The following is a 16,943-nucleotide window of genomic DNA, read 5'->3' on the forward strand; positions in this document are numbered from 1 at the left end:
GCCAACTGGAAGCATGCTGACTATGGCTACGATTCATGTAGACGGCAAAGAATATGAGGTCAACGGAGCGGACAACCTGCTGGAAGCTTGTCTGTCTCTCGGCCTTGATATTCCGTACTTTTGCTGGCACCCGGCGCTGGGAAGCGTCGGTGCTTGCCGCCAGTGTGCGGTGAAGCAATATCAAAACGCGGAAGACACGCGTGGTCGCCTGGTGATGTCTTGTATGACACCGGCCACCGAAGGCACCTTTATTTCAATTGATGACGAAGAAGCGAAGCAGTTTCGCGAAAGCGTAGTGGAGTGGTTGATGACTAACCACCCGCACGACTGTCCGGTCTGTGAAGAGGGCGGTAACTGCCACCTTCAGGATATGACCGTCATGACCGGTCATAGCTTCCGTCGCTACCGCTTCACGAAGCGTACTCACCGCAACCAGGACCTGGGGCCGTTCATCTCTCACGAAATGAACCGCTGCATCGCCTGCTATCGCTGCGTACGTTACTACAAAGATTACGCCGATGGCGCGGATCTGGGCGTCTATGGCGCGCATGACAACGTCTACTTTGGTCGTCCGGAAGACGGTACGCTCGAAAGCGAATTCTCCGGTAACCTGGTGGAAATTTGCCCGACCGGCGTCTTCACCGATAAAACGCACTCCGAGCGTTATAACCGTAAATGGGACATGCAGTTTGCGCCGAGCATCTGCCAGCAGTGTTCTATCGGCTGTAACATCAGCCCGGGCGAGCGCTACGGTGAACTGCGTCGTATCGAAAACCGCTACAACGGTACCGTTAACCACTACTTCCTCTGCGACCGTGGTCGTTTTGGCTATGGTTACGTGAACCTGAAAGACCGTCCGCGTCAGCCGGTACAGCGTCGTGGCGATGACCTGATCACGCTGAACGCCGAACAGGCGATGCAGGGCGCGGCAGATATTCTGCGTCAGTCGAAGAAAGTGATTGGTATCGGCTCCCCGCGTGCCAGCGTTGAAAGTAACTTCGCGCTGCGTGAACTGGTCGGTGCGGATAACTTCTATACCGGTATTGCCCAGGGCGAGCAGGAACGTCTGCAACTGGCTCTGAGCGTGTTGCGTGACGGCGGTATTCATACCCCGGCACTGCGCGAAATCGAGTCATACGATGCGGTTCTGGTCCTGGGCGAAGATGTCACCCAAACCGGCGCGCGCGTTGCGCTGGCAGTGCGTCAGGCGGTGAAAGGTAAAGCGCGTGAAATGGCGGCGGCGCAGAAAGTGGCCGACTGGCAGATTGCGGCAATCCTCAACATTGGCCAGCGCGCCAAGCATCCGCTGTTCGTTACCAACGTCGATAACACCCGTCTGGATGATATCGCGGCATGGACCTACCGTGCGCCGGTTGAAGATCAGGCGCGTTTAGGTTTCGCTATCGCCCATGCACTGGATAACAACGCACCGGCGGTTGACGGTATCGACCGTGACCTGCAGAACAAAATTGACGTCATCGTTCAGGCTCTGGCTGGGGCGAAGAAACCACTGATTATTTCCGGTACCAACGCCGGTAGCGCCGACGTGATTCAGGCTGCTGCCAACGTGGCGAAGGCGCTGAAAGGCCGTGGCGCAGACGTCGGAATCACCATGATTGCTCGCTCTGTCAACAGTATGGGGCTGGGTATGATTGGCGGTGGTTCCCTCGACGACGCGCTGACCGAACTGGAAACAGGTCGTGCTGACGCCGTTGTGGTGTTGGAAAATGACCTGCATCGCCATGCTTCAGCAACGCGTGTGAACGCCGCGCTGGCGAAAGCGCCGCTGGTACTGGTCGTTGACCATCAGCGCACGGCTATTATGGAAAACGCCCATCTGGTGCTTTCCGCCGCTAGCTTCGCTGAAAGCGATGGTACGGTAATTAACAACGAAGGGCGCGCCCAGCGTTTCTTCCAGGTCTATGACCCATCCTACTACGACAGCAACACCGTAATGCTGGAAAGCTGGCGCTGGCTGCACTCGCTGCACAGTACCGTGCAGAGTCGTGAAGTGGACTGGACGCAGCTCGACCATGTTATCGACGCGGTCGTTGAGAAGTTACCGCAGTTGGCGGGTATTAAAGATGCCGCGCCGGATGCAAGCTTCCGTATCCGTGGACAGAAACTGGCACGTGAACCGCACCGCTACAGTGGCCGTACCGCAATGCGCGCCAACATCAGCGTTCACGAACCGCGCCAGCCGCAGGATAAAGACACCATGTTCGCTTTCTCTATGGAAGGGAACAACCAGCCGTCTGCGCCGCGTTCACAAATTCCGTTTGCCTGGGCTCCGGGCTGGAACTCCCCACAGGCGTGGAACAAGTTCCAGGATGAAGTGGGCGGTAAACTGCGTCATGGCGATCCGGGCGTGCGTCTGATCGAAGCTTCTGCAGATGGTCTGGATTACTTCACAACTGTTCCGGCGAGCTTCCAGGCTCAGGATGGTCAGTGGCGTGTCGCGCCTTACTATCATCTGTTTGGTAGTGACGAAATGTCCCAGCGTGCGCCTGTCTTCCAGACCCGTATGCCGCAACCGTACATCAAACTCAACCCGGCTGATGCCGCGAAGTTGGGAGTGAATGCCGGTACGCGCGTATCTTTTAGCTACGATGGCAACACGGTTACGCTGCCGGTTGAAATCGCTGAAGGATTAACGGCAGGGCAGGTTGGTTTGCCAATGGGTATGCCTGGCATCGCGCCGGTTCTGGCTGGTGCACGTCTTGAGGATCTGCAGGAGGCACAACAATGAGTTGGATTACACCCGATCTGATTGAGATCCTGCTGAGCGTTCTCAAAGCGGTCGTGATTCTGCTGGTGGTGGTCACCTGCGGGGCATTCATGAGCTTTGGCGAACGTCGTCTGCTCGGTCTGTTCCAGAACCGTTACGGACCGAACCGTGTTGGCTGGGGCGGTTCGCTCCAGCTGGTTGCGGACATGATCAAGATGTTCTTTAAAGAAGACTGGATCCCGAAATTCTCGGATCGCGTCATCTTTACCCTGGCACCGATGATCGCCTTTACCTCGCTGCTGCTGGCTTTCGCCATCGTGCCTGTGAGCCCGAACTGGGTGGTTGCAGATCTGAACATCGGGATCCTGTTCTTCCTGATGATGGCAGGCCTCGCGGTATACGCGGTGCTGTTCGCAGGCTGGTCCAGTAACAACAAATACTCGCTGCTCGGTGCGATGCGCGCGTCTGCGCAGACGCTGAGCTACGAAGTATTCCTCGGACTTTCCCTGATGGGCGTGGTGGCGCAGGCCGGTTCATTTAACATGACCGACATCGTCAACAACCAGGCTGATATCTGGAACGTTATTCCGCAGTTCTTTGGTTTTGTCACCTTTGCCATCGCGGGCGTGGCGGTGTGTCACCGTCACCCGTTTGACCAGCCAGAAGCCGAGCAGGAACTGGCCGACGGTTACCACATTGAATACTCCGGTATGAAATTCGGTCTGTTCTTCGTGGGTGAGTACATCGGCATCGTCACCATTTCTGCACTGATGGTTACCCTGTTCTTCGGTGGCTGGCATGGTCCGTTCTTACCGCCATTCGTCTGGTTCGCGCTGAAAACCGCGTTCTTCATGATGATGTTCATTTTGATTCGTGCGTCGTTACCGCGTCCTCGTTATGACCAGGTAATGTCCTTCGGCTGGAAAGTCTGTCTGCCGCTGACGCTCGTCAACTTGCTGGTAACGGCGGCTGTCATTCTCTGGCAGGCGCAATAAGGGACACAAAGACCATGACCTTAAAAGAATTGTTAGTAGGTTTCGGCACCCAGGTACGCAGTATCTGGATGATCGGCCTGCATGCGTTCGCGAAACGCGAAACGCAGATGTACCCGGAAGAGCCGGTCTATCTACCGCCCCGTTTTCGTGGTCGTATCGTTCTGACCCGTGACCCGGACGGCGAAGAGCGCTGCGTTGCCTGTAACCTGTGTGCGGTAGCGTGTCCGGTAGGCTGTATCTCTTTGCAAAAAGCAGAGACCAAAGACGGCCGCTGGTATCCGGAGTTTTTCCGCATTAACTTCTCACGCTGCATTTTCTGCGGCCTGTGCGAAGAAGCCTGTCCGACAACGGCTATTCAGCTGACTCCAGATTTCGAGCTGGGTGAGTACAAGCGCCAGGACCTGGTTTACGAGAAAGAGGATCTGCTGATCTCCGGTCCGGGTAAATACCCGGAATATAACTTCTACCGGATGGCAGGTATGGCAATCGACGGCAAAGATAAGGGCGAAGCAGAGAACGAAGCCAAGCCTATCGACGTCAAGAGCCTGTTACCGTAAGGAGAGGGGCAATGGAGTTCGCTTTTTATATCTGTGGCCTGATAGCCATTCTCGCAACCTTGCGGGTGATCACCCACACCAATCCGGTACACGCACTGCTGTACCTGATTATTTCGCTGCTGGCGATTTCCGGGGTGTTCTTCTCGTTAGGTGCTTACTTCGCGGGGGCGCTGGAAATAATCGTCTACGCGGGCGCCATCATGGTGTTGTTCGTGTTCGTGGTCATGATGCTCAACCTCGGTGGTTCTGAAATTGAACAGGAACGCCAGTGGCTGAAACCGCAGGTGTGGATTGGACCGGCGATTCTGTCGGCCATCATGCTGGCGGTTATTGTTTATGCCATTCTGGGTGTTAACGATCAGGGCATCGACGGGACGCCAATTAGCGCGAAAGCTGTCGGTATTTCTCTGTTCGGACCGTATGTACTGGCGGTCGAGCTGGCTTCGATGCTGCTGCTGGCAGGTCTGGTTGTAGCCTTCCACGTAGGGCGCGAAGAGCGTTCTGGTGAAGTGCTGAGCAATCGCACCGATGACCGCGCGAAAAGAAAAACGGAGGAGCGCGCATGATCCCCTTACAACATGGACTGATCCTCGCGGCTGTCTTATTCGTACTGGGCTTAACCGGTCTGGTTATCCGCCGCAATCTGCTGTTTATGCTGATCGGGCTGGAAATCATGATTAACGCCTCCGCGCTGGCCTTCGTGGTCGCCGGAAGCTACTGGGGCCAGACCGATGGTCAGGTGATGTATATTCTCGCCATCAGCCTTGCGGCTGCGGAAGCGAGCATTGGACTTGCGCTGTTGCTGCAACTTCATCGCCGTCGCCAGAACCTGAACATCGATTCAGTAAGTGAGATGCGTGGATGAACATGCTTGCCTTAACCATTATTCTGCCATTTATTGGCTTTGTATTACTGGCGTTCTCTCGCGGTCGTTGGTCAGAAAATCTGTCCGCGACCGTGGGCGTCGGGTCGATTGGCCTGGCGGCGCTGGTGACCGCGTTTGTTGGCGTTGACTTCTTTGCTAATGGTCAACAGGCCTACAGCCAGCCGCTGTGGACGTGGATGTCTGTCGGTGACTTCAATATCGGTTTTAATCTGGTGCTGGACGGCCTGTCGCTGACCATGCTCAGTGTGGTGACCGGTGTGGGTTTCCTGATCCACATGTTCGCCTCCTGGTATATGCGCGGTGAAGAGGGATACTCCCGTTTCTTCGCCTACACCAACCTGTTTATCGCCAGCATGGTGGTTCTGGTACTGGCGGATAACCTGCTGCTGATGTACCTCGGCTGGGAAGGCGTGGGCCTGTGCTCCTATCTGCTGATCGGTTTCTATTACACCGATCCGAAGAATGGCGCTGCGGCAATGAAAGCCTTCGTCGTGACCCGTGTGGGTGACGTGTTCCTCGCCTTCGCATTGTTTATCCTTTACAACGAGCTGGGCACGCTGAACTTCCGCGAAATGGTGGAACTGGCACCTGCTCACTTTGCAGATGGTAACAACATGCTGATGTGGGCAACCCTGATGCTGCTGGGCGGTGCGGTGGGTAAATCCGCGCAGCTGCCGTTGCAGACATGGCTTGCTGACGCGATGGCAGGTCCGACGCCTGTCTCCGCGTTGATCCACGCCGCGACGATGGTTACCGCCGGTGTCTATCTGATTGCACGTACCCACGGCCTGTTCCTGATGACGCCGGAAATCCTGCATCTGGTGGGGATTATCGGGGCTATCACTCTGGTACTGGCTGGTTTTGCCGCGCTGGTACAGACCGACATTAAACGCGTTCTCGCATACTCCACCATGAGCCAGATTGGTTATATGTTCCTGGCTCTCGGGGTTCAGGCGTGGGACGCGGCGATTTTCCACCTGATGACGCACGCGTTCTTTAAAGCGCTGCTGTTCCTGGCATCCGGCTCGGTTATCCTGGCCTGTCACCACGAACAGAACATCTTCAAGATGGGCGGCCTGCGTAAGTCCATTCCGCTGGTGTATATCTGCTTCCTGATCGGTGGCGCGGCGCTGTCGGCTCTGCCGCTGATTACCGCAGGCTTCTTCAGTAAGGATGAGATTCTGGCCGGTGCGATGGCGAACGGTCATATTAATCTGATGGTTGCAGGTCTGGTCGGTGCGTTCATGACCTCTCTGTACACCTTCCGTATGATTTTCATCGTGTTCCACGGTAAAGAGCAAATTCACGCTCACGCAGGGAAGGGGATTACACATCATCTGCCGCTGATTGTGCTGATGATCCTGTCCACCTTCGTTGGCGCACTGATTGTGCCACCGCTGCAGGGTGTACTGCCTGCGACGACCGAGCTTGAGCATGGTCGCGTGATGACCCTGGAAATTACCTCCGGTATCGTCGCGATTGCAGGCATTCTGATCGCTGCATGGCTGTGGCTGGGTAAACGTACTCTGGTGACGTCGATTGCCAACAGTGCGCCAGGCCGTCTGCTGGGTACCTGGTGGTATAACGCCTGGGGCTTCGACTGGCTGTACGACAAAGTGTTCGTCAAGCCGTTCCTGGGCGTTGCATGGCTGCTGAAACGCGATCCGCTGAACGCAATGATGAACATTCCGGCGATCCTTTCCCGCTTTGCAGGTAAAGGCCTGTTGTTAAGCGAGAACGGCTATCTGCGTTGGTATGTAGCATCAATGAGCATCGGCGCCGTCGTTGTGCTGGCTCTGTTGATGGTACTGCGTTGATCGTAAAGTGAATTTTATCCAAATTCGTTGAAAATCAGGCCTCTATTAGGGGCCTTAAAAAGGAATAAAAATCGCCATGTTACTACCCTGGCTAATATTGATTCCCTTTATCGGTGGCTTCCTGTGCTGGCAGACCGAACGCTTTGGCGTGAAGGTGCCGCGTTGGATCGCGCTGATTACCATGGGACTGACGCTGGCGCTTGGCCTGCAACTTTGGTTGCAGGGCGGCTATTCACTGACGCAATCCACTGGCATTCCGCAGTGGCAGTCTGAGTTTGTCCTGCCGTGGATCCCACGCTTTGGCATCTCGATTCATCTTGCTATCGACGGTCTGTCGCTGCTGATGGTGGTGCTGACCGGCCTGCTCGGTGTTCTGGCGGTACTTTGCTCCTGGAATGAAATCGAAAAATACCAGGGCTTTTTCCACCTGAACCTGATGTGGATCTTAGGCGGCGTAATCGGCGTGTTCCTTGCCATCGACATGTTCCTGTTCTTCTTCTTCTGGGAAATGATGCTGGTGCCGATGTACTTCCTGATCGCGCTATGGGGGCATAAAGCCTCTGACGGTAAAACGCGTATCACGGCAGCAACCAAGTTCTTCATTTATACCCAGGCGAGTGGTCTGGTGATGTTGATTGCCATCCTGGCGCTGGTGTTTGTGCACTACAAAGCGACCGGCGTGTGGACTTTCAACTATGAAGAATTGCTGAATACTCCGATGTCCCACGGCGTGGAATACCTGCTGATGCTGGGCTTCTTCATCGCTTTCGCGGTGAAAATGCCGGTGGTTCCGCTGCACGGCTGGTTGCCGGATGCTCACTCCCAGGCACCGACCGCAGGTTCCGTTGACCTGGCTGGTATCTTGCTGAAAACCGCAGCCTACGGTCTGCTGCGCTTCTCCCTGCCGCTGTTCCCGAATGCGTCAGCGGAGTTTGCACCTATCGCAATGTGGCTTGGCGTCATCGGCATCTTCTACGGCGCGTGGATGGCCTTTAATCAGTACGACATCAAACGTCTGATTGCTTACACCTCCGTATCCCACATGGGCTTCGTACTGATTGCTATCTACACCGGCAGCCAGCTGGCATACCAGGGTGCGGTGATTCAGATGATCGCGCACGGCCTGTCCGCAGCCGGTCTGTTCATCCTGTGTGGTCAGCTGTACGAACGTCTGCACACGCGTGATATGCGTATGATGGGCGGCCTGTGGGGCAAAATGAAATGGTTGCCTGCGCTGTCAATGTTCTTTGCAGTGTGTACGCTGGGTATGCCGGGTACAGGTAACTTCGTTGGCGAATTTATGATTCTGTTCGGCAGCTACCAGGTGGTTCCGGTTATTACCGTGATCTCGACATTTGGTCTGGTGTTTGCTTCTGTTTACTCGCTGGCGATGCTGCATCGCGCTTACTTTGGTAAGGCGAAGAGCCAGATTGCCAGTGTTGAACTGCCAGGGATGTCGCTGCGTGAGCTGTTTATCATCCTGTTGCTGGTCGTGCTTCTGGTACTGCTTGGCTTCTATCCGCAGCCGATTCTGGATACCTCGCATTCTGCGATGAGCAACATCCAGCAGTGGTTTGTTAATTCCGTTACTACTACAAGGCCGTAAATCGCCATGACAATAACTCCACAACACCTGATTGCGCTGCTACCGCTGCTGATCGTCGGCTTGACGGTGGTGGTTGTGATGCTCTCCATTGCGTGGCGACGCAATCACTTCCTCAATGCCACGCTGTCGGTCATTGGGCTTAACGCCGCACTGGTTTCGCTCTGGTTTGTTGGCCAGGCGGGCGCTATGGACGTCACCCCGCTGATGCGGGTTGACGGTTTCGCCATGCTCTACACCGGGCTGGTGCTGCTGGCGAGTCTTGCCACCTGTACCTTCGCTTACCCGTGGCTGGAAGGCTACGACGACAACCGGGAAGAGTTCTATCTGCTGGTGCTGATTGCCGCGCTCGGCGGTATTCTGCTGGCTAACGCTAACCATCTGGCGGCGCTGTTCCTTGGTATTGAGCTTATCTCTCTGCCGCTGTTTGGTCTGGTTGGCTATGCGTTCCGTCAGAAACGTTCGCTGGAAGCCAGTATCAAATACACCATTCTGTCTGCCGCAGCGTCTTCCTTCCTGCTGTTTGGTATGGCGCTGGTGTACGCGCAGTCTGGCAACCTGTCGTTTGTCGCGCTCGGTAAGAGCCTCGGCGACGGTATGCTGCAAGAACCGCTGCTGCTGGCGGGCTTCGGTCTGATGATTGTTGGCCTCGGCTTTAAACTCTCACTGGTTCCATTCCACCTGTGGACGCCAGACGTATACCAGGGCGCTCCGGCTCCGGTTTCCACCTTCCTGGCGACGGCGAGCAAAATCGCTATCTTCGGCGTGGTGATGCGTCTGTTCCTGTACGCACCGGTAGGTGATAGCGAAGCGGTACGTATCGTGCTGGGTGTGATTGCCTTTGCTTCCATTATCTTCGGTAACCTGATGGCGCTGAGCCAGACCAACATCAAACGTCTGCTTGGTTACTCTTCTATCTCTCACCTCGGTTACCTGCTGGTGGCGCTGATTGCCCTGCAGAGCGGCGAGATGTCGATGGAAGCGGTTGGCGTTTACCTGGCCGGTTATCTGTTCAGCAGCCTCGGCGCGTTCGGTGTGGTCAGCCTGATGTCCAGCCCGTACCGCGGTCCGGATGCAGACTCTCTGTTCTCCTACCGTGGTCTGTTCTGGCATCGTCCGATCCTCGCGGCGGTGATGACGGTGATGATGCTGTCTCTGGCGGGTATTCCGATGACGCTGGGCTTTATCGGTAAGTTCTACGTACTGGCGGTGGGTGTGCAGGCTAATCTGTGGTGGCTGGTTGCCGCCGTGGTGGTGGGTTCCGCGATTGGTTTGTACTACTACCTGCGCGTTGCCGTGAGCCTGTACCTGAGCGCACCGCAGCAGCTGAATCGCGATGCACCGTCCAACTGGCAGTACAGCGCGGGCGGTATCGTGGTGTTGATTTCTGCCCTGCTGGTACTGGTGCTGGGTATCTACCCGCAACCGTTGATCAGCATCGTGCAGTTAGCGGCTCCGCTGATGTAATTCATCGTGCTGTGATCGAAAAAGAGTCTGGACAATGTCCAGACTCTTTTTTTTACCTGTCTATACTCGTCATACTTCAAGTTGCTGGGGTGTCAGGCCGAAAGTTGACGGCTCACCAGCGGGCCGCTGATGCCTTTCGCTGTGCGATCCATCACTTCCTGAATTACTGAAGACAGCTCATTGACTTCGAATTTGGCCACGTAACCATCTGCTTTCACTCGGCGTACGTGATCTTCATTGGCGCTACCGGAAAGTGAGGAGTGGATAACGACCGGGATCTTCTTCAGGCGTTCGTCGGTTTTTATCTTACGGGTAAGCGTAAAACCGTCCATCTCCGGCATTTCCAGATCGGTGAGCACCAGCGCAATCTTCTCGCTGATTGGTTTACCTTCCGCTTCTGCTTCTTCAGATAGCTGTTGTATCTTTTCCCACGCATCCTGGCCCGTCACATGCATTAAGTGTGGGATCTCCATGGCGTTAAGCCCTTTTTCCAGCATCGCGCGAGCCACTTTGGAATCATCAGCCACAATCGCCACCGCACCCGGCGTAATGTTGAACTTATTGGTTTTCAGCTCTGTTGCGCGCAGGTCGTGGTTCGACGGTACGATGTCGTACAGGATCTGTTCGACATCGAGCACCAGCGCCAGATTGTTAGTCTCTTTGTTGTCGTCCAGACAGGCGATACTGGTAATGTAGCGACCATTGACGGCTTTCTCGGCGGTATGCACCTGTTGCCAGTCCAGACGCATAATGTTTTCTACCGACTCTACCGCAAACGCCTGAACGCTGCGGGCATATTCCGTGATCAACAGGATGTTGAGTCCGGTCTCTGGCTTACAGCCCGCGACGGCAGGTAGATCAATCACCGGGATCACCTGATCGCGAATGTTAACCATACCCAGCAACGGGGCTTTCATACCTGCGGGACGCGTAAAGGTCGGCATCGGTACGATTTCACGCAGTTTGAATACGTTGATGCCAAACAGTTCTGATTTCTGCTCCTCGACGGATTTGCCAAGGCGAAACAGCAGCAGTTCAAAACGGTTAGACAGGGTTAGGTTTGTCCTGTCATCAATATCTTTCTGGAAATTGTTCATCCTGTCCTCAGTGTGAAAGCCAGCCTTTCCACTGTTATCGGCACTGAGGCGGAAAAATGGAGCATTAAACGGTGAAAATGGCGAAATCGTGAGCCAGTTCAGTGTCTGGAAATATCGCTTTGCACTCTTCGAGTAATCGCTGACAGCCTTTTTCATCGTAGCGTGAACTAACGTGGGTCATGATCAGGCGTCCCACTCCGGCCTCAAGCGCCAACTGGGCGGCTTGTCGGGTCGAGCTGTGACCGCGGCTGTTGGCTTTTTCCTCCATTGAGGAGTCCAGTGTGGTTTCATGTACCATCACATCCACACCGCGTGCCAGTTCAATGGCGGACGCGCAAGGTCCTGTGTCGCCGAAAATAGCCACAGATTTTCCTCTGGTGGCAGGGGCGAGAAAATCGGCACCGTTAATCGCTCGACCATCCTCCAGCACGATGGTTTTCCCGGCTTTCAAATCCTGGAACCACGGGCCCGCTTTAACACCAGCCGCCTTCAAGGCGCTGGCGTCAAGTGCCCCCGGTTTGTCGTGTTCTTCAACACGAAAACCGTAGCACTCCAGCGGATGCTCCAGCGGGTACGCCGTTACTTTACGCAGGCCGTCATCAACAATTTCACCCGCGGTGATTTCGACAATATCCAGCGGATAATCGGTCCAGGAGCCGCTCAAACGCAAAGCCGTTTCGGTAAACTCTCGCAATCCCTTTGGTCCGTAAAGCGTCAGTGGCTGGACGTTCCCGGCCATTGAGCGACTGCACAGCAGCCCCGGTAAACCAAACAGGTGATCGCCGTGTAGATGGCTGATAAAAATACGTTCGAGTTTTCCTGGGTTAAATGGCGTGGTCAGCATCTGATGCTGCGTTCCTTCACCACAATCGAAAAGCCACAGCCCCGCCTGAGTCGGGTGTTGCAGATTCAGTAAAATTGCCGTTACATTGCGTGAGCGCGTGGGGACTCCCGCAGACGTGCCTAAAAATAGTAATTCCATCTTCGCGTTACACTTTTCGCCATCAATAAGGCAGGGTGTTCAGGTTATCACAACAAAGGGGCAGACTATGATTCACTGGCAAGATCTCCACCATGCAAAGCTCAATACACAGCAGCTGTACGCCATTCTTGAGCTTCGCTGTGCGGTATTTGTTGTTGAGCAACGGTGTCCATATCAGGATGTGGATGGTGATGACCTGAGTGGTGAAAATCGGCACATTCTGGGTTGGCATAACGATGAACTGGTGGCGTATGCGAGGATTCTGAAAAGCGATGATGAGCTTGAGCCGGTCGTCATTGGGCGGGTGATCGTAAGCGAAGCGCTGCGGGGTGAAAAATTGGGGCAACAGCTAATGACTCAGACGCTGGCCTCCTGTACGCAGCATTGGCCGCACAAGGCGCTGTATCTGGGGGCGCAGGCACATTTGCAATCATTCTATGCGCGCTTTGGCTTTGTGCCGGTCACGGATATTTATGACGAAGACGGTATTCCACACGTCGGAATGGCGCGGGAAGCACATCAAGCGTAAACAGGCGCAAACACGCCTGATTGTCTATAGTTAGCGGGTACGTCAATAGAAAGGGAGAATAAAATGTCTTTTCATTCTTATGAATCACGCATCGATGACGATCTGGAATTATTGAGTGAAACGCTGGAGGAGGTGCTGCGTTCTTCCGGCGATCCAGCCGATCAAAAATACCTTGAGTTAAAAGCGCGGGCAGAGCGGGCGTTAGAAGAGGTGAGAAATCGTGTCAGCCACGCCTCTGACAGCTACTATTACCGCGCAAAGAAAGCCGTTTGCCGGGCGGATGATTATGTGCATGAAAAACCCTGGCGCGGAATCGGCGTTGGCGCCACGGTCGGTTTAGTGATGGGATTATTGTTAGCACGGCGATAAATTCCATTCCGTCAGCGCATTTGTACGTACTCCCTAACTGGGGGTACTGCTTTTTCTGCTCAGTACCCCGTATAATGTGAGGTTTTTAACAGGGAGAGGTCCGCGTGCATTCAATCACTACTGCGCTGGAAAGTCTGATGCGTCATTTGTCGCAAGAGATACCAGCAGCACCTGGAATTCGTATTTACGATATCCCTTTCCCACTGAATGATGCGTTTGACGCTTTAGGATGGCTGGCCAGTCAACCTGTCTGGCCCCAGTTTTACTGGCAACAGCGTAATGGCGATGAAGAAGCCGCCGTATTGGGCGCTGTTGCTACATTTTCCTCGCTCGAATTAGCCCAGCATTTTTTACATCAGCATAATGATAATCCTGACCTGCGTATCTGGGGCCTGAATGCCTTTGAGCCTCAGCGCGGCCATTTGTTATTGCCACGGCTGGAGTGGCGACGTTGCGCGGGGGTGGCGAGCTTACGCTTACATCTTTTTAGCGACGTGTCGCTGCGTGAAGACGCCGCGCAGGCGGTGGCGTTTATCTCATCGCTCGCCAACGTAAAGCCGCTGCCCGCATTGCGTCTGCGTTTGACGGGAGAACAGAACTGGCCGGATAAAACTGGCTGGACAGACCTGATAAAGCTCGCCACGCAAACGATCAATGGGGAACAGCTCGATAAGGTCGTGCTGGCGCGGGCGACCGATTTACAGTTTTCTCAGTCGGTTAACGCCGCGGCCGTGATGGCTTCCAGTCGTCGTCTAAACCTGAACTGCTACCATTTCTTTATGGCGTTCTCCGCAAAGTGTGCGTTTCTTGGTTCTTCCCCTGAACGTCTGTATCGGCGGCGTGACACGGCGCTGCGCACCGAGGCGCTGGCGGGAACCGTTGCCAACCACCCTGAGGATCATCGGGCCTGGCAGTTGGGGGAATGGCTAATGAAAGATGATAAAAACCAGCGCGAGAATATGCTGGTGGTCGAAGATATTTGCCAGCGTCTGCAAGGCTGTACGCAAACTCTTGATGTGCTGCCGCCGCAGGTGCTCAGACTGCGCAAAGTGCAGCACCTGCGCCGCTGTATCTGGACGGAACTGAATCAGGCTGATGATACGCTTTGTCTGATGCAGCTCCAGCCCACGGCGGCAGTCGCAGGTATTCCGCGTGAGCTGGCGCGTGAATTTATCCAACATAATGAACCGTTTGAACGCGAGTGGTATGCCGGTTCCGCAGGTTACCTTTCTCTGCGCCAAAGCGAGTTTTGCGTGTCATTACGGTCGGCGAAAATTAGTGAAAATGTGATACGCCTGTATGCCGGGGCAGGGATCGTGCGTGGTTCAGATCCTGAACAGGAATGGCAAGAAATAGACAATAAAGCGGCAGGACTGCGCACTTTATTACAGATGGAAGGGTAATGAGTTGTATATTACCGACTCATATCAAAAATCCATTTATTCGATTCTTTATACTGTGTCGCAATATTGATACCGGACAATCTCATGTCAGTAAGCGCATTTAACCGACGCTGGGCGGCGGTCATTCTGGAAGCACTCACTCGCCACGGCGTCAGGCATGTCTGCATTGCCCCTGGCTCTCGTTCTACACCGTTGACTCTGGCGGCTGCGGAAAACCCGGCTTTTATTCACCATACTCATTTTGATGAGCGTGGCCTTGGGCATCTGGCCTTAGGTCTGGCAAAAGTCAGCCGGCAGCCTGTCGCTGTGATTGTGACGTCCGGTACGGCGGTGGCAAATTTGTATCCCGCGTTGATTGAAGCGGGCCTGACCGGTGAAAAGCTGATTCTACTCACGGCTGACAGACCTCCTGAGCTTATCGACTGCGGCGCTAACCAGGCGATTCGTCAGGCCGGAATGTTTGCCTCGCATCCATCGCAAACGCTCTCTTTACCGCGCCCGACCCAGAACATTCCGGCTAGTTGGCTGGTATCCACCATTGATAACGCCTTAGCTGCGCTGCATAGCGGGGCGGTTCATATCAATTGCCCATTTGCGGAACCGCTGTATGGCGACATGGACGAAACGGGGATTGACTGGCAGCAGCGCCTTGGCGACTGGTGGCAGGATGATAAACCCTGGCTGCGTGAGTCGCGTCGACTGGAAAGCGACAAACAGCGTGACTGGTTTTTCTGGCGACAAAAACGCGGCGTTGTTGTTGCAGGCCGCATGAGCGCGGAAGAGGGCAAAAAGGTTGCGCAGTGGGCGCAGATGCTAGGCTGGCCGCTGATTGGCGATGTTCTGTCGCAAACTGGACAACCTTTGCCGTGCGCCGACCTGTGGCTGGGAAATGCGAAAGCGGTCACTGAATTACAGCAGGCGCAGATTGTGGTGCAGCTTGGCAGTAGCCTGACCGGAAAACGGCTCCTGCAATGGCAGGCCAGCTGTGATCCGCAGGAATACTGGATTGTCGATAATATCGAAGGCCGCCTCGATCCGGCTCACCATCGTGGGCGCAGACTGGTAGCGACGGTTGGCGACTGGCTGGAGTTGCATCCGGCGGAGAAACGTCAGCCCTGGTGCGTGGAGATCCCACGCCTGGCGCAACTGGCCTGGCAGGCGGTAGAAGCCCGTCGCGACGCGTTTGGTGAAGCGCAATTAGCCCACCGTATCCGCGAATACTTGCCGGAGCAGGGGCAACTGTTCGTGGGCAACAGTCTGGTGGTGCGCCTGATTGATGCGCTGTCGCAGCTTCCGGCGGGTTACCCGGTCTATAGCAACCGAGGCGCGAGCGGCATTGACGGCCTGCTGTCAACGGCAGCAGGCGTACAGCGCGCCAGCGCGAAATCGACGCTGGCTATCGTCGGCGATTTATCTGCGCTGTATGACCTCAATGCGCTGGCGTTATTGCGCCAGGTTTCCGCGCCGTTTGTCCTGATAGTGGTCAATAATAACGGCGGGCAAATTTTTTCCCTGTTGCCGACGCCAGCAAGCGAACGCGAACGGTTCTACCTGATGCCGCAGAACGTGCATTTTGAGCATGCTGCCGCCATGTTTAACCTTAAATACCAGCGCCCGGAAAACTGGGAGCAACTGGAGAGCGCGCTGACTAACGCCTGGCGTACTCCGGCGGCAACGGTGATTGAGCTGGTGGTAAACGAAACTGATGGGGCGCAAACCCTGCAGCAACTGCTGGCACAGGTAAGCCATCTATGATCCTGCACGCGCAGGCGAAAGTGGGTCAGACGGGATTTCCCTGGCTGGTTTTCCTGCACGGTTTTTCCGGTGATTGTCGGGAATGGCAGACGGTTGGCGAAGCGTTTAAGAATTATTCGCGGCTGTATATCGACCTGCCGGGACACGGTGGCTCCGCTGACATCAGCGTGAGCGGATTCGACGACGTAAGCGCTTTGTTGCGTAACACGTTGCTTAGTTACAACATACTTAAATACTGGTTGGTAGGTTACTCTCTTGGCGGCAGAGTCGCGATGATGGCGGCTTGTCAGGAGATGCCAGGACTGTGCGGTCTGGTGGTTGAAGGTGGACATCCAGGCTTGCAAAGTGAGGAGGCGCGCGTTCAGCGTCGCCTCTCTGATGGTCGCTGGGCTGCGCGTTTTCGCGCTGAGCCGTTGTGCGAGGTGTTTATTGACTGGTATCAACAGCCGGTTTTTTCCTCGCTGAATGCGGCGCAAAGAGAAGCGCTGGTCGCACTGCGTAGCCAGAATAACGGGCATACGCTGGCAGCGATGCTGGAGGCCACCTCGCTAGCCGTACAACCTGATTTACGTGCGCAACTCATTACGCGCACATTTCCGTTTGATTATTTATGTGGTGAACGTGACGATAAATTCCGCGCTCTGGCGGCGGAAATATCCGTACCAAGCCATGTGATTCGTAATGCCGGACACAACGCGCATCGGGACAATCCCGCTAGCGTGGTGGACTGTCTGGCTCAGATTCTGCATCGCTGA

At 55.1% G+C, this 16,943-nt stretch carries 15 protein-coding genes; 13 read left to right on the top strand and 2 right to left on the bottom strand.

What is annotated here, in order from left to right; all coding sequences use genetic code 11:
- The first annotated feature begins 22 nt into the window (after positions 1 to 22).
- The 8 genes from nuoG to nuoN all read left to right on the top strand — a co-directional run bounded on the left by nuoG (position 23) and on the right by nuoN (position 10,053).
- Positions 23 to 2,749, top strand: a complete 2,727-nt coding sequence (gene nuoG, locus HV237_RS07930; RefSeq protein ID WP_032931989.1) for an NADH-quinone oxidoreductase subunit NuoG — start codon at positions 23 to 25, stop codon at positions 2,747 to 2,749.
- A complete protein-coding gene (gene nuoH, locus HV237_RS07935) occupies positions 2,746 to 3,723 on the top strand; it encodes an NADH-quinone oxidoreductase subunit NuoH (RefSeq protein WP_016153834.1) in 978 nt (325 codons plus the stop codon). Before nuoG ends, nuoH begins: the two co-directional genes overlap by 4 nt.
- 14 nt (positions 3,724 to 3,737) lie before the next feature.
- Positions 3,738 to 4,280, top strand: a complete 543-nt coding sequence (gene nuoI / locus HV237_RS07940; protein ID WP_005129470.1) for an NADH-quinone oxidoreductase subunit NuoI — start codon at positions 3,738 to 3,740, stop codon at positions 4,278 to 4,280.
- Between the two features lie 11 nt (positions 4,281 to 4,291).
- Entirely contained in the window at positions 4,292 to 4,846 is a 555-nt protein-coding gene (gene nuoJ / locus HV237_RS07945) for an NADH-quinone oxidoreductase subunit J (protein ID WP_047359226.1), read from the top strand.
- Positions 4,843 to 5,145, top strand: coding sequence for an NADH-quinone oxidoreductase subunit NuoK (gene nuoK / locus HV237_RS07950; RefSeq protein ID WP_006683663.1), 303 nt, complete (start codon positions 4,843 to 4,845; stop codon positions 5,143 to 5,145). Before nuoJ ends, nuoK begins: the two co-directional genes overlap by 4 nt.
- A complete protein-coding gene (gene nuoL, locus HV237_RS07955; protein ID WP_047359225.1) occupies positions 5,142 to 6,983 on the top strand; it encodes an NADH-quinone oxidoreductase subunit L in 1,842 nt (613 codons plus the stop codon). The genes nuoK and nuoL overlap by 4 nt, the downstream gene beginning before the upstream one ends.
- 76 nt (positions 6,984 to 7,059) lie before the next feature.
- The gene (nuoM, locus tag HV237_RS07960; protein ID WP_016153831.1) at positions 7,060 to 8,589 is read left to right on the top strand and encodes an NADH-quinone oxidoreductase subunit M; all 1,530 of its coding nucleotides are present in this window, start codon (positions 7,060 to 7,062) and stop codon (positions 8,587 to 8,589) included.
- A gap of 6 nt (positions 8,590 to 8,595) precedes the next feature.
- Positions 8,596 to 10,053 (top strand): NADH-quinone oxidoreductase subunit NuoN, encoded by a 1,458-nt coding sequence (gene nuoN, locus HV237_RS07965; protein ID WP_016153830.1) that lies wholly within the window; start codon positions 8,596 to 8,598, stop codon positions 10,051 to 10,053.
- A 92-nt stretch (positions 10,054 to 10,145) separates the two neighbouring features.
- Here nuoN and HV237_RS07970 read toward each other — a convergent pair whose 3' ends face one another.
- Together HV237_RS07970 and rbn are read right to left on the bottom strand one after the other, a co-directional pair.
- Positions 10,146 to 11,150 carry a chemotaxis protein gene (locus HV237_RS07970; protein WP_016157041.1) on the bottom strand — a complete coding sequence of 335 codons (1,005 nt, stop codon included), beginning with the start codon at positions 11,148 to 11,150 and terminating at the stop codon, positions 10,146 to 10,148.
- 64 nt (positions 11,151 to 11,214) lie between these two features.
- Positions 11,215 to 12,132, bottom strand: coding sequence for a ribonuclease BN (gene rbn / locus HV237_RS07975; protein WP_047359224.1), 918 nt, complete (start codon positions 12,130 to 12,132; stop codon positions 11,215 to 11,217).
- A gap of 67 nt (positions 12,133 to 12,199) precedes the next feature.
- Between rbn and HV237_RS07980 the strand changes: the two genes are divergently transcribed.
- The 5 genes from HV237_RS07980 (at position 12,200) to menH (ending at position 16,943) form a co-directional block, all read left to right on the top strand.
- Complete coding sequence (locus HV237_RS07980; protein ID WP_016153827.1) at positions 12,200 to 12,661, top strand: GNAT family N-acetyltransferase; 462 nt, start codon at positions 12,200 to 12,202, stop codon at positions 12,659 to 12,661.
- A gap of 63 nt (positions 12,662 to 12,724) precedes the next feature.
- A complete protein-coding gene (gene elaB, locus HV237_RS07985) occupies positions 12,725 to 13,030 on the top strand; it encodes a stress response protein ElaB (RefSeq protein WP_003027683.1) in 306 nt (101 codons plus the stop codon).
- 104 nt (positions 13,031 to 13,134) lie between these two features.
- Complete coding sequence (gene menF / locus HV237_RS07990) at positions 13,135 to 14,433, top strand: isochorismate synthase MenF (protein ID WP_047359223.1); 1,299 nt, start codon at positions 13,135 to 13,137, stop codon at positions 14,431 to 14,433.
- Positions 14,434 to 14,517: 84 nt separating this feature from the next.
- Entirely contained in the window at positions 14,518 to 16,188 is a 1,671-nt protein-coding gene (gene menD, locus HV237_RS07995) for a 2-succinyl-5-enolpyruvyl-6-hydroxy-3-cyclohexene-1-carboxylic-acid synthase (RefSeq protein WP_016157038.1), read from the top strand.
- Positions 16,185 to 16,943 carry a 2-succinyl-6-hydroxy-2,4-cyclohexadiene-1-carboxylate synthase gene (gene menH, locus HV237_RS08000; RefSeq protein WP_047359222.1) on the top strand — a complete coding sequence of 253 codons (759 nt, stop codon included), beginning with the start codon at positions 16,185 to 16,187 and terminating at the stop codon, positions 16,941 to 16,943. The genes menD and menH overlap by 4 nt, the downstream gene beginning before the upstream one ends.

It is taken from the genome of Citrobacter sp. RHBSTW-00570, assembly GCF_013739755.1.
GTDB classification, from domain to species: Bacteria; Pseudomonadota; Gammaproteobacteria; order Enterobacterales; family Enterobacteriaceae; genus Citrobacter; species Citrobacter braakii.

Coding starts and splice junctions, on each gene's coding strand:
- nuoK (WP_006683663.1), top strand. CDS start 4,843: ATGATCCCCTTACAACATGGACTGATCCTCGCGGCTGTCTTATTCGTA.
- elaB (WP_003027683.1), top strand. CDS start 12,725: ATGTCTTTTCATTCTTATGAATCACGCATCGATGACGATCTGGAATTA.
- HV237_RS07980 (WP_016153827.1), top strand. CDS start 12,200: ATGATTCACTGGCAAGATCTCCACCATGCAAAGCTCAATACACAGCAG.
- nuoM (WP_016153831.1), top strand. CDS start 7,060: ATGTTACTACCCTGGCTAATATTGATTCCCTTTATCGGTGGCTTCCTG.
- nuoN (WP_016153830.1), top strand. CDS start 8,596: ATGACAATAACTCCACAACACCTGATTGCGCTGCTACCGCTGCTGATC.
- menD (WP_016157038.1), top strand. CDS start 14,518: ATGTCAGTAAGCGCATTTAACCGACGCTGGGCGGCGGTCATTCTGGAA.
- menH (WP_047359222.1), top strand. CDS start 16,185: ATGATCCTGCACGCGCAGGCGAAAGTGGGTCAGACGGGATTTCCCTGG.
- nuoG (WP_032931989.1), top strand. CDS start 23: ATGGCTACGATTCATGTAGACGGCAAAGAATATGAGGTCAACGGAGCG.
- nuoJ (WP_047359226.1), top strand. CDS start 4,292: ATGGAGTTCGCTTTTTATATCTGTGGCCTGATAGCCATTCTCGCAACC.
- rbn (WP_047359224.1), bottom strand. CDS start 12,132: ATGGAATTACTATTTTTAGGCACGTCTGCGGGAGTCCCCACGCGCTCA.
- nuoL (WP_047359225.1), top strand. CDS start 5,142: ATGAACATGCTTGCCTTAACCATTATTCTGCCATTTATTGGCTTTGTA.
- nuoI (WP_005129470.1), top strand. CDS start 3,738: ATGACCTTAAAAGAATTGTTAGTAGGTTTCGGCACCCAGGTACGCAGT.
- nuoH (WP_016153834.1), top strand. CDS start 2,746: ATGAGTTGGATTACACCCGATCTGATTGAGATCCTGCTGAGCGTTCTC.
- HV237_RS07970 (WP_016157041.1), bottom strand. CDS start 11,150: ATGAACAATTTCCAGAAAGATATTGATGACAGGACAAACCTAACCCTG.